Annotated in this window: 9 protein-coding genes; 3 read left to right on the top strand and 6 right to left on the bottom strand. The window is 73.7% G+C overall.

Annotated elements, in window-relative coordinates; translation table 11 throughout:
- Positions 1-376: 376 nt before the first annotated feature.
- The 3 genes from ACFV6E_RS23175 to ACFV6E_RS23165 form a co-directional block, all read right to left on the bottom strand.
- Positions 377-1,648 (bottom strand): XRE family transcriptional regulator, encoded by a 1,272-nt coding sequence (locus ACFV6E_RS23175; RefSeq protein ID WP_385464251.1) that lies wholly within the window; start codon positions 1,646-1,648, stop codon positions 377-379.
- A 557-nt stretch (positions 1,649-2,205) separates the two neighbouring features.
- Entirely contained in the window at positions 2,206-2,667 is a 462-nt protein-coding gene (locus tag ACFV6E_RS23170) for a DUF3017 domain-containing protein (protein ID WP_385172673.1), read from the bottom strand.
- A 244-nt stretch (positions 2,668-2,911) separates the two neighbouring features.
- Complete coding sequence (locus tag ACFV6E_RS23165) at positions 2,912-3,766, bottom strand: bifunctional methylenetetrahydrofolate dehydrogenase/methenyltetrahydrofolate cyclohydrolase (RefSeq protein ID WP_385464248.1); 855 nt, start codon at positions 3,764-3,766, stop codon at positions 2,912-2,914.
- A 232-nt stretch (positions 3,767-3,998) separates the two neighbouring features.
- Between ACFV6E_RS23165 and ACFV6E_RS23160 the strand changes: the two genes are divergently transcribed.
- Entirely contained in the window at positions 3,999-4,616 is a 618-nt protein-coding gene (locus ACFV6E_RS23160) for a proline-rich domain-containing protein (protein ID WP_385464245.1), read from the top strand.
- Positions 4,617-4,792: 176 nt separating this feature from the next.
- Here the strand turns inward: ACFV6E_RS23160 and purH are convergent, their stop codons facing one another.
- Together purH and purN are read right to left on the bottom strand one after the other, a co-directional pair.
- Complete coding sequence (purH, locus tag ACFV6E_RS23155; protein ID WP_385464242.1) at positions 4,793-6,388, bottom strand: bifunctional phosphoribosylaminoimidazolecarboxamide formyltransferase/IMP cyclohydrolase; 1,596 nt, start codon at positions 6,386-6,388, stop codon at positions 4,793-4,795.
- Positions 6,385-7,014, bottom strand: a complete 630-nt coding sequence (gene purN, locus ACFV6E_RS23150; protein ID WP_385172661.1) for a phosphoribosylglycinamide formyltransferase — start codon at positions 7,012-7,014, stop codon at positions 6,385-6,387. Before purN ends, purH begins: the two co-directional genes overlap by 4 nt.
- Before the next feature lie 332 nt (positions 7,015-7,346).
- Between purN and ACFV6E_RS23145 the strand changes: the two genes are divergently transcribed.
- On the top strand, positions 7,347-8,315 hold the full coding sequence (locus ACFV6E_RS23145) for a hypothetical protein (protein WP_385464239.1): 969 nt from the start codon (positions 7,347-7,349) through the stop codon (positions 8,313-8,315).
- Positions 8,316-8,348: 33 nt separating this feature from the next.
- On the opposite strand, the gene ACFV6E_RS23140 is transcribed toward ACFV6E_RS23145, so the two are convergent.
- Positions 8,349-10,619 (bottom strand): DUF6350 family protein, encoded by a 2,271-nt coding sequence (locus tag ACFV6E_RS23140; RefSeq protein WP_385464236.1) that lies wholly within the window; start codon positions 10,617-10,619, stop codon positions 8,349-8,351.
- A 114-nt stretch (positions 10,620-10,733) separates the two neighbouring features.
- On the opposite strand from ACFV6E_RS23140, the gene ACFV6E_RS23135 reads away from it, so the two are divergent.
- Positions 10,734-11,954: a helix-turn-helix domain-containing protein gene (locus ACFV6E_RS23135; RefSeq protein ID WP_385464233.1), complete on the top strand. Its 1,221-nt coding sequence runs from the start codon at positions 10,734-10,736 to the stop codon at positions 11,952-11,954.
- Positions 11,955-12,033: the final 79 nt, after the last annotated feature.

Below are 12,033 nucleotides of genomic sequence, written 5' to 3'. Positions count from 1 at the left end.
GCTGATCGATCGGAGGTGCAGATGATCGATCTCTCGGCGTCAAGAGATCCGCGGTCAGGCTATCGCGCATCCACGATCCCGGACGGCCGGGTCTCGTGTGGCCCGCCCCACAGCGCCCTTTCGGCGCTCCGCCCCTGCGTACGCCCGGGGCGGCCGCCCGTCCGGGAGAGGTGGGAGGACGGCCGCCGATGGGTAACCGGAAGGGTCCGGAAGGGGGATCGTGCTCCCGGACGCGAACCGGATCCCGTGGGGGTAACCGTCCGTCTGCCCATCCGCCCGAGGTACATGCCCCACCGGCACACGTTTTTACGGACTCCGACCGCGGCGTTCACAGATCCCGGCTCCCGCGGACCGGCCGCCGCCCGGCCGCCGTGGGCTACTTCGTGCAGCCCTTCCGGCCCGTCGCGAGGGTGGCGCAGGCCTTCGCGTCGGTGGCGTCCTTCACGGTCACCATCGGCGTGTACGCGTCGGTGTCGCCGTTCGTCCCGACCGTGCCGGTCCGGCCCGCAGCCCCGCTGCCCGCGGAGACGGAGACCGTGTCGCCGGGCGCGGCCCGGGTGATCCGGGCCCAGGCCGCGGCGCAGGTCCTGCTGTAGCGGACCTCCACGAGCGCGCCGCCGACGGTGGCGCTGGTGCTGGTCGTCGCCAGTTCGCCGCCGCAGCCCATGGTCTCCGGGTCCTTGCCGGTGCAGCCCTCGCCGCTGCACTTCACCCCGGCCGGCAGGTCGGGGTTCCGGCTCGCGGTGGGGGCGGGCTTCCCGGGCGTGCCCTCGGTCCTCTTGTCCTTGTCGTGGTCCGGGGCGATGAAGAACACGGCCGCCGCGATCACCGCCAGCGCGCCGACGGCACCCGTGAGAAACATGACGGCCCGTCGCCCGCGCCCGCCGCCGGGCGGCCCGGAGCCCGCGGGCGGACCGGCGGACGCGGGACGGCCCGCGGGCCCCGACGGGTCCGACGGCGCCGCGGCGGCCCCCCGGCCACCGGCGTGCGCGGACCCGTCGACCGCCGCGCCTGCACCACCCGCCCCGCCCCGGGAACGGCTTTGGTGCCCCGCGTCCGCCTGGTGAGCGGAGGCGCCGTACGCAGCGCCGCCGTGAGCCGCGCCGCCGTGTGCCGAAGCCCCGTACGCGGGTGCTCCGTAGGCGGGTGTCCCGGATGACGACGCCCCGTACGGCGAGGAGTCCGCCGTCTTCGGGGCCGACGGCTGGGGCGGGATCGTCGGTGACACCCCGGCGGGTCCGGCGACGCCGGGCCTGGCCGTCGTACCGCCGCCCCTGCGGGTCTGCCTGCCGGTCGCGGGCGGCGCGCCGAACTCCCCGAGCGCCGCCCGCGCCTGGGATATCCGGATCGCCTCCATGGTCATGTCGTGCCGCATCTCCGAACGGCTCCAGGCGCGTTCGGCCAGCTCCCACATGGTGGTCAGATGCATCGGGTTGGTGCCGGTGACCTCGGCCAGCGCGACGATCGCGCCCTTGGGCGCGAGCAGCCGGCCGTTCAGATAACGCTCCCAGGACGTCTTGCTGTAGCCCGTGCGGTCGGCCACCGAGGCGATGCTCAGACCGCTGCGGTCGACGAGCCGGCGCAGTTGACTGGCGAACTCCCTCACCTGTGGGTCGAGTTCCTCCGGCAAGGCCCTCCAACGAGGCATTGCTTCCCCCCTCATTCCCCCCGTGCGTGCTTGACGATCCTTCCGCGCGGTGCCGCCCGCCGCCCGGGGTCCCGGTCTCCGGGTCCCCGTTCTGGCTACCCAGAGGGATGCCCCGGCCCGGGATCGCGGTTCCCGGGGGCAGGGCGCACAGGAGCATTCAGGTCGGAGCACGCGCCGTCGCACGCCCGTGAGGACGGGCGCGGGGGCGGACCGCGGGGGCGGGCGCGGGGACGTGACGAGGACGTCGCGAGGACATGATCGTTGCGGGGCGCGGACACCATAGCGGAACGGTCACTTCCGTGCCACAGGCAACTGCCAGGTGTTGAACAGGCTGTTCATCGTGCATGAGTGTGGTTCCCGGGCGGCACACCCGCCCCGCCGCGGCCCGTCCTTACTCGGGGGAGGGGACGGACCGCGGTGGTCTCCGCCGAGGCGCACCGAGTGACCGCCCCTGGGGCACCGGGAAGCCTCGTCCCACACGGAGACGCACGGAAAGAACGGTGGCCCGCGCCTTCTCCCTCTCCGGAAGGCGCGGGCCACCGTACGTTCGTGATCCGCTACTTGATGGTGAAGTGCAGGGTGTCGTCGAGCAGCGGGATCTCCAGCCAGGGCTTCGGCTGGGCCATCATCGCGAGCAGCACGATCGCCAGGCCCAGCACCCCGTACGTGAGCATGTCGGTGAAGCGGGAGCGGACCGCGAGCATGCCCACGTCGGGCATCATCCAGCGCAGCGCCGCACCGGCGAGCAGCGCGGCCCCGACGAGGATGGTGCCGAGCCGCGTCAGGTCGAGCGCGGTGAGCAGCAGTCCGAGGGCGACCGCCGACAGCACGGCGAGGATCGGCCACTGGCGGGCGGGCGCCGGCGCGGTCCGGTCCGCCGCGCGGCCGCCGCCCTCGGGCCGCGCGGTGTCCCGGGTGAACAGCGGGAAGCGGCGCGTGACACGGCGGGGCCTGCCCTGCGCGTCGGGCGCGCTGATCGCGTCACGCACGGAGGGCTCCCCGTTCGCGTCAGGCACCAGCGAACCGTTCGCGTCCGGCGCGGGCGACCCCTTCGCGTCCGGCACGGGCGACCCCTTCGCGTCCGGCGCGGGCTTCTCGTTCGTCTGCCGCGCGTCCGTGGCGTCCGTGGCGTCCGCGTCACCGGCTTTGACCGAGACGTCCGTACCCGTACCCGTACCCGTGCCCTTGCCCGTACCCGTGCTCTTGCCCGTGCCCTTGCCCGCGCTGCCGCGTACGTTCTCGCCGTTGCCGTTGCCGTTGCCGTCAGCCGACACTGCGCTCCGCCGCCTCGACCACGTTGACGAGCAGCTGTGCGCGGGTCATCGGGCCGACACCGCCCGGGTTCGGGGAGATGAAGCCGGCGACCTCGGCGACGCCCGGGTGGACATCGCCGACGATCTTGCCGTCGGCGTTGCGCGAGACGCCGACGTCGAGGACGGCCGCGCCCGGCTTCACGTCCTCGGGCCTGATCAGGTGCGCGGAGCCCGCCGCGGCGACGATGATGTCGGCCCGCTTGAGGTGGGCGGAGAGGTCACGCGTACCCGTGTGGCACTGGGTCACCGTCGCGTTCTCGGACCGCCGGGTGAGCAGCAGCGGCATCGAGCGTCCGATGGTCACCCCGCGGCCGACGACCACGACCTCGGCGCCCTTGGTCTCGACCCCGTACTGACGGAGCAGGGTGAGCACGCCGTTCGGGGTGCAGGGCAGCGGCGCCGGCTCGTTCAGGACCAGCCGCCCGAGGTTCATCGGGTGCAGTCCGTCCGCGTCCTTGTCCGGATCCATCAGTTCGAGGATGCGGTTCTCGTCGATGCCCTTGGGCAGCGGGAGCTGGACGATGTAGCCGGTGCAGGCCGGGTCCTCGTTGAGCTCACGGACGACCGCCTCGATCTCCTCCTGCGTGGCGGTCGCGGGCAGTTCGCGCTGGATGGACGCGATGCCCACCTGGGCGCAGTCGCGGTGCTTGCCCGCTACGTACTTCTGGCTGCCGGGGTCCTCGCCGACCAGGACGGTCCCCAGGCCGGGCGTGACGCCCTTCTCCTTCAGGGCCGCCACGCGGGCGGTCAGATCGGACTTGATCGCGGCTGCGGTGGCCTTGCCATCGAGAATCTGGGCGGTCATGGCCCCATCCTCCCGGATGGACCGGCCCCGGTTCCAATCAGGTCCGCCCTGGTGATCGGTGATGTTGCACTTGCACAACACATTTGGATTGCGGCTGGACAAATGCGCGAGCCTTTTAGAACGATGAGCGGACAGTGCCGCGGGCAGTACCGGGGGGACGGACCGCTCTGTTGAACTCTCCTCCGCACCCTGCCGCGATCGTCCCCGCAGAGGCATCGGAGGAAGAACCGCCATGAGTTACGGCGACGCGAACAACCCCTACGGCCCCCCGCAGGGCCAGCAGCCCGGCTACCCGGCCCAGGGCCAGCCCAACTACGGATACCCGCAGGGCGGCGCCCCGCAGCAGCCCGGCCAGCCCGCCTACGGCTACCCGCAGGCCCCGCCGCTCGGCCAGCAGGGTTACGGCGGTTACCCCGGCGGTGCCCCGACGGAGATCCCGGGCGGGGTGAAGGCCGCGCGCGTGATGCTCTTCGTCATCGGCGGTCTCCAGGTGCTCGGCGCCATCCTGTTCGCGCTGTCCGCCATCGCCGTCTCGGCCGCGAAGAACGACGAGACCCTCAAGGACGACGTCCAGTTCCAGCAGCTCGCCGACTACTCGTCCGGTGTCCTGTGGGGCTTCACGGTCGCGGTCCTGATCTGGGGCGTCCTCGCCATCTGGCTCGGCGTGAAGGTCGGCAGCGGCGCCAACGGCATCCGCGTCACCATCATGGTCTTCGCGATCCTCACGGCGATCCTGGGCATCTACCCGTTCATCGTCATCGGCCTGGCGCACACCGTGCTGGCGATCCTCGTCGCCGTGTTCGTCGGCAAGTCCGACGGCGCCGCCTGGTTCAACCGTCCGCGGTACTGATCCGCAGTCTGATACGCACCGCGGTCTGATACGCACCGCAGTCTGATACGCAGCGTCCCGCGGGCCGCTTCGCGTCCGTGAACACCAAGGGCCGTGCCTCGTCCCGCTTCCGGGAGAGGCACGGCCCTGGTGTTTCCGGCGATCCTGATGTTTCCGGCGTCCGCCGCCGGAACCGGTCAGTGGAAGAAGTGGCGCGTCCCCGTGAAGTACATCGTGACGCCCGCCTTCTTCGCGGCCTCGACCACCAGCTCGTCGCGGACCGAACCACCGGGCTGGACCACGGCCTTCACCCCGGCCCCGGTCAGGATCTCCAGACCGTCGGGGAACGGGAAGAACGCGTCGGAGGCGGCGTAGGAACCGCGGGCGCGCTCGGCGCCGGCCCGCTCCACCGCCAGCTTCGCGGAGTCGACCCGGTTGACCTGGCCCATGCCGACGCCGACCGAGGCGCCGTCCTTGGCGAGCAGGATCGCGTTCGACTTCACGGCGCGGCAGGCCCGCCAGGCGAAGGCCAGCTCCGCCAGCTCCGCCTCGTCCAGGGCGTCACCGGTGGCGAGCGTCCAGGTGGCGGGGTCGTCGCCGTCGGCCTGGAGCCGGTCGGTGACCTGGAGCAGCGCGCCGCCGTCGATCCGCTTCAGCTCGACCGGGTCGGCGGGCGCCTGTCCGGCGCGCAGCACCCGGATGTTCTTCTTCTTGGTCAGGGCTTCGAGAGCGCCGTCCTCGTAGCCGGGGGCGACGATGACCTCGGTGAAGATCTCCGCGACCTGCTCGGCCAGCTCCTTGCTGACCGGCCGGTTCACGGCGATGACCCCGCCGAACGCGGAGAGCGGGTCGCAGGCGTGCGCCTTGCGGTGCGCCTCGGCGACGTCCGCGCCGACCGCGATACCGCACGGGTTGGCGTGCTTGATGATCGCGACGCACGGCTCGTCGTGGTCGTACGCGGCACGGCGCGCGGCATCCGTGTCCGTGTAGTTGTTGTACGACATCTCCTTGCCGTGCAGCTGCTCCGCCTCGGCGAGGCCGCCGGTGCCGTCGACGTACAGGGCCGCGCCCTGGTGCGGGTTCTCGCCGTAGCGCAGGGTGTTCTTGCGGGTGTAGGTCTGGCCGGTGAAGTCGGGGAAGCCGCTGTCGTCGGCGGCCGCGTAGCCGTCGGCGAACCAGGAGGCGACGGCGACGTCGTACGCGGCGGTGTGCTGGAACGCCTCGGCCGCGAGCCGCTTGCGCGAGGTGAGGTCGAAGCCGCCGTCGCCGACCGCGGCGAGCACGTCGGCGTACCGGGCGGGGCTGGTGACCACGGCGACGGAGGGGTGGTTCTTGGCGGCGGCGCGGACCATGGACGGGCCGCCGATGTCGATCTGCTCCACGCACTCGTCGTCCGAGGCGCCGGAGGCGACCGTCTCACGGAACGGGTAGAGGTTGACGACGACGAGCTGGAACGGCTCGACGCCCAGCTCGGCGAGCTGCCGCTCGTGGTCGGGCAGCCGCAGGTCGGCGAGGATGCCCGCGTGGACCTTGGGGTGCAGGGTCTTGACCCGGCCGTCCAGGCACTCGGGGAAGCCCGTGAGCTCCTCGACCTTGGTGACCGGCACACCGGCGGCGGCGATCCGCGCGGCGGTGGAGCCGGTGGAGACCAGCTCGACACCGGCGTCGTGCAGCCCGCGCGCCAGCTCTTCGAGGCCGGTCTTGTCGTAGACGCTGACGAGCGCGCGGCGGACGGGGCGCTTGCCGTCCGTCTGCTGATCCTGGGGAGCGGCGGTCGTTTCTTCGGCGGTCACGGGATAAGTACCTTTCGTCCCTCGATGCGATAGCCGTTGCGGGCGAGCCGCCCCACGACATCGACGAGCAGCCTTCGCTCGACTTCCTTGATGCGCTCGTGCAGAGCGGCACCTTCGTCCTCGTAGTCCTCCGCCCGGACCTCGACCACGCCCTGGGCGATGATCGGGCCGGTGTCGACGCCGTCGTCGACGAAGTGGACGGTGCATCCGGTGACCTTGGCGCCGTACGCGAGCGCGTCCCGCACGCCGTGGGCTCCGGGAAAACTGGGCAGCAGGGCGGGGTGCGTGTTCACGAACCGCCCGCCGAACCGGGCGAGGAACTCCTTGCCCACGATCTTCATGAACCCCGCCGAGACGACCAGGTCCGGCTCGTACGCGGCCGTCGCCCCGGCGAGCGCCGCGTCCCACGCCTCGCGGGTCTCGTACTCCTTGACCCGCCGGACGAAGACCGGCAGCCCGGCCCGGCGCGCGCGCTCCAGGCCCGCGATGCCGTCCCGGTCCGCGCCGACGGCCACGATCTCGGCTCCGTAGCCCTCGGTGCCCTGCTCCGCGACGGCGTCGAGCAGTGCCTGCAAGTTCGTGCCTGATCCGGAGACCAGCACGACGAGGCGCTTGGCCTTGGCCACAGCGGGGCCCTTTCTCGGGGGAGTCTTTGTGCGGTCGTACGAATGCTTCGCGCCCCGGGATACGGGGAAGTCTACGAACCGGCCGACCGTCAGCAACGATACCGGCACACCGGACGGCCCCCGCGGGACGGGGGCGTGGCCGGAAGGTAGCGTCTGCTGGGTATCCATTCGCGCACGCCGTCCGGCGGCGGGAACGCCCTGCACACGCGGGACGTTCACCGTTCACGGGCACGAACGCCCACGCACCGGCCCGAGGGGAGTGCCGGGGCACCACGGGAAGAACCATCAAGAAGCACACTCAGAAGCACCATCAAGGGGAAGACGCACACCTGATGCCGGACCGCAGTCTCCGACTCCCTCCGCTCCTGCTGCGTGAGGGGCGCCCCTCTCCCCCGGGCTCGCGTCCCGGCGCGGACGGGGGGACGCCGCCGCCGTCGCCGTCCTCGCGGGAGGGCGCGGGCACGCCCGGGGGCGGATCGGGACCGGACGACGGGGGCGGCTCCTCCGACGGGCGCGACTCCTCGCACACGAACCCGCCGCCCCCTCCGGACTCTCCGAACCCTCCTAACTCTCCGAACCCTCCGAACAGGGGCGGGAACGCGTCGGGCTCGGACGGCAACCCCTTCGCGCCGCCGCCGGAGGGCACGCCGGACCGGCCCTGGCAGCCGCGGCGACCGGCCGGCGGGGGCGAAGGCGGCCGGGGGCACGGTGACGGTTCCGGCCAGGGCGGGCGTTCGCCCTGGGGCAGCCAGTGGAGCGACCGCCAGCCCGGCCCCGCGCAGGGCGGCGGCTTCGGCGACCGCCCCGGCGCGCCCCGCGGCCAGGGACACCAGGCCGGACAGAACGGCCAGCAGGGTCAGAACGGCCCCGACGGGGGCGCCGGCGGACCCGGCACCGGGATGCGCTGGGATCCGACCGACCCGGCCCAGCGCCGCGCGCGCTACTCCCTGCTCTGCGGCATGTGGGCGTTCTTCTTCGCCCTCTTCAGCTGGCCGTACGTCGCCCTGCTGCTCGGCGCGCTGGCCCTGTACTGGGGCGTCAGCTCGGTCCGCGCCAAGCCGCGCCCCGCGGACCCGGACCGGCCCGCCCCGGCCGCGAACACCCGGCCGCAGACCTCCGCCGCGGTGAGCGGCCTGGTCACCGCGTGCCTGGCCATCGCCATGGTCGCGGCGACCTTCGCCGCCCAACTGGTCTACAGCGACTACTACACCTGCCGGAACGACGCGCTCACCAATGCGGCGAAGCAGTCCTGCGACGACCTGCTGCCCAAGGAGCTGCGGGGACTGCTGGGCGACACCTGACCGAGGCCGCATCTCTCCCTGACTGCGTTCCCCTCACCGCGTTCCCCTCGTCTCCTGGTCGATCGAGAGCCCGGAGAAGACCGAGTCCTCGGCGGAGTCCGGCGACGCGGGCGGTTCCGACGGCGGCTCCGACGGCGGAAGCGGGTCGAAGGCACCGGCGGGGGCGACGGTGGGTTTGGGCGGGTATGCGGGGAGAGGCGGGACGGCGAGTTCGGGTGGAGCGGATCGAGCTGGGGGAGCTGCGGGTGGCGTGGGCGAGCCGTCGGAGTCGGGCACTTCGGTCACCGGTTCCGGGGACTCGGTGACGTCTGGCGCTTCGGCGGGGTCCGGCGGGTCGATGGGGTCCGGTGGGTGGAAGGGATCCGGTGAGTTGATGGAATCCGGGGCTTCGGCGAGGTCCGGCGGGTCGACGGGGTCCGGTGAGTTGATGGAATCCGGGGCTTCGGCAAGGTCCGGCGGGTCGATGAGGTCCGGTGGGTCGACGGGGTGCGGGGGGCCGGTGAAGGCCGGCGCTTCGGAGGGTTTCGGCGGCACGTCGGTGTCTTTCGGCCGGCTGGCCTCCGGCCGTCCGGCCGGCTGGGCCTGAGGCGCCGCCGCCTTCCTCGGTTCCGCCCGGCGCGACGTGTTCTCGCGCCGGCCCGGGATGTCGTCGGACGCGGACGGCAGCACGTCGTACGACGCGAGGTCCGGGTCGTCGGGCGCCCGCGCCCCGGAGAGCCACGACCCGAGCCCCGCGGCGGAGCGCAGTACCGCCCCGAGACGTCCCCCGCTCGAAACCTCGTCGGCCTGAGGAGCGGGTACAGGTACGGAGGCGGGCGCGGGCGCGGACCCGGGTACCGAGGCGGGCGCTGGCCCGGCGACCGCGTCCCGCCCTTCCCGCTCCCCCCGCCGCCCCCGCAGCGTCGCCCGCAACAGCGGCGTACGCAGCGGCGGAGTCCGTAGCCACGGCGCCCGTAGCCACGGCATCCGCAGGCGCGGCGCCCGCAGCCACCACTCCCTGAGCACCAGCGCCGCCGGACCGCCGATCACCGCCGTCCACACTGCCGCCGCGCCACCCGTCTGCCACCACACCGGTCCGAGGCCGGACAGCGCCGCCACCCCCAGCGGCCCGCCCGCCACACCGGCCAGCAGCGCGAACGCGAGCCCGCAGAGCCCGGCCGCGACCCCGGCCTCGCGCAGCGTCCGCCGCCGGGACCAGGGCGTCGCCGGTTCCTCGGCGGCGGCCCGCGCCACACACCGGGCCACCGCCACCCCCGCGGCCAGCGGCACCACCAGAACCGCCCAGCCGAACGGCGTACCACCGGCCTGCGGTACCGCCGCGAGCAGCGGGAACGGCGGCAGCGCGGTCGGCGGACCGGCGGCCGTCAGCGGTGTCGTCACCTGCCCCGCGCCCAGTACGAACCCGGGCCCGAGCCCGTACGCCGCCGCCCACACCGCCGCGTTCGGCACGAGGAGCAGACAGAGCAGCAGTACGCCGAAGCGGCCCGACCACACCTCCGTGAGCTGCCCGAAGGAGTGCCGGACGAGCCCGCCGTGCCATACCAGCGAAACCGCCACGAGCAGCGCGCCCGCCCCGGCCAGCGCCACCGCCCCGGCCCCGGCCGCCCGCCAGGCCACCGGCAGCCGCGGCGTCTGTGACGCCTCCTCGGACGCGGTGACGAAGCGGCGTACGCCCGGCGGCAGGGTGTCGAACCCGTGCCGCACGTCCGCGGGCGGTCCCCCGCGCGGACGTCCGTACGCGGCCCACACCCCCACGGCCGCCGCGACCGCGGTCAGCAGCGGCAGGCACAACGGCGTCCAGAGCCAGGAGGGGGGCAGCGGCCCGCCCGATGCGTACACCGCCGTGGCGGTCCCGACCCCGAGGTATCCCGCGACCACACCCGTCCAGGCCGTACGGGGATGGATCACCGAGTCCGCCGTGTCGCGCGCCGCCCGGTGGATCAGCCAGGCGGGCAGCGCGACGAGCAGCAGCGGGGTGACGCCGACCGGTGCGGGCGCGCCGGACAGGGTGTGGTTCCGGACGAGTTCGACGCCGTGCGCGAGCAGCCAGACGGAGGCGACCATGTGCAGCGCCTCGTCGGAGTCGCTGCCGGGGTACGGCGAACCGATCCACAGCACCATCACCAGTACGGCGAACGAACCGAGGCCGAGCGCCGCGGCGAGGGCACCGCCGAGCATGCCGGTGCCCAGTCCGGGCGAACGGTCGCGCATCCGGGCGAGCCTGTGCGGCAGTGAGGCCGACAGGCGCCGCAGCGCGGCGAGCAGGTGCGGCAGCGAAGGGCGGCGGTCGGTCAGCTGGGTCACGCGCGCCATGCTGCCAACGACACGCGCTTTCTCCTCGTAACGGGCAAACCTCGGATGTGTCGCTCAAGATACGTTTATGTACTTTTTTGCACCAAGGGGACCAAGGGGCGCCCTGTGACACGGCCTCCCGCCATCCCGCTGCCACCCGCCGGGGAACGCCGGCGCCTGCGCGAGGCCCGTTCCCTGTCGCAGGCACAGGTCGCCGCCGAGGTGGGCGTCAGCCGCGAAACGGTGCGCGGCTGGGAGGCCGGTCGCACGACACCGCGCGGCCGCAAGCGGGAGGCGTACGCGAAGCTGCTGGCAGCGTCGACGCCAACACCAACGCCAGCGAAGACACCGGCACCGGCACCGGCACCGGCACCGAAGCCCGCTGCCGATGGAGGCACCGGCTCCGAAGCACCGAAGCCCGAACGGTCGAAGACCAAGGCGTCTGAGACCAAGACATCGAAGCCCGAGGCGCCGCAGGCTTCAGCCGAGCCCGAGCCCGAGCCCGCACCTGCGCCCGAGCCCGTGTCCGAACCCGCGCCCCTGCCCGCCTCCCTGACGCCCGCCCAGGCGTTCGACGCGCTCTACGAGACCTGCGCCCCGGCCCTCGTACGGCAGGCGTATCTGCTCACCGGGCGGCGCGGGCTGGCGTGCGAGTCGGTGGAGCGGGCCTTCCAGCAGGCCTGGCAGCGCTGGCCCGAGGTCGCCGTGGACCGGGACCCGGCCGGCTGGGTACGGGCGACGGCCCACGCGTACGCGCTCTCCCCCTGGCACCGGCTGCGCCCCCGCCAACGGCACCCCGAGGCGCCGCCCGGCGACCCGGCCGAGCACGCCCTGCTGTCCGCCGTCCTCGCCCTGCCGCCCGCCCGGCGGCGCACTTTGCTGCTGTACGACGGCGTGGGGCTCGATCTGCCGGAGACCGCCGCCGAGACGGAGGCGAGCACGCCCGCCACGGCCAACCGGCTGCTGTACGCGCGCCAAGCCGTCACCGCCCGCCTGCCCGGCCTGGACATCCCGGCGGCCCTGCGGACCCGCCTCGCCGGGACGGCGGTCGCCGAGCGGCTGCACGCGGCCCGGCCCACCGTCGTACGCACCGGCGGTGAACGCCGCGCCCGCCGCTGGACCCGCGCCGCCGTCGCCTTCACCGCGCTCCTCGTCGGCACCACGGGACTCACGCTGGTCACGGCCCCCGACCACTACGAAGAGCCGCTGTCGCCGGGCGCGATGGTGCGCGGGGTACCGCCGCGCGCCGGGCCCGGTGCCCTGTCCCAGGCCCAGCTCGACCTGCGCACCAAGCTGCGCTCGGAGACGGCGAACGGCCCGGGAAGGCTGGTCCCGGTGGACAGATGACGTACGCGCGGCGCGTGTCCGGCCGTACGCCTGCGGCCGGACACGCGAGTGGGCCCGCACCCCGGATCGGGGTGCGGGC

It is taken from the genome of Streptomyces sp. NPDC059785 (assembly GCF_042732375.1).
Taxonomy (GTDB): Bacteria; Actinomycetota; Actinomycetes; order Streptomycetales; family Streptomycetaceae; genus Streptomyces.
The sequence above is the reverse complement of the archived record's forward strand: the minus strand, read 5'-3'. Positions and strand labels throughout refer to the sequence as shown.

Coding starts and splice junctions, on each gene's coding strand:
- ACFV6E_RS23145 (WP_385464239.1), top strand. CDS start 7,347: ATGCCGGACCGCAGTCTCCGACTCCCTCCGCTCCTGCTGCGTGAGGGG.
- ACFV6E_RS23175 (WP_385464251.1), bottom strand. CDS start 1,648: ATGCCTCGTTGGAGGGCCTTGCCGGAGGAACTCGACCCACAGGTGAGG.
- ACFV6E_RS23160 (WP_385464245.1), top strand. CDS start 3,999: ATGAGTTACGGCGACGCGAACAACCCCTACGGCCCCCCGCAGGGCCAG.
- ACFV6E_RS23165 (WP_385464248.1), bottom strand. CDS start 3,766: ATGACCGCCCAGATTCTCGATGGCAAGGCCACCGCAGCCGCGATCAAG.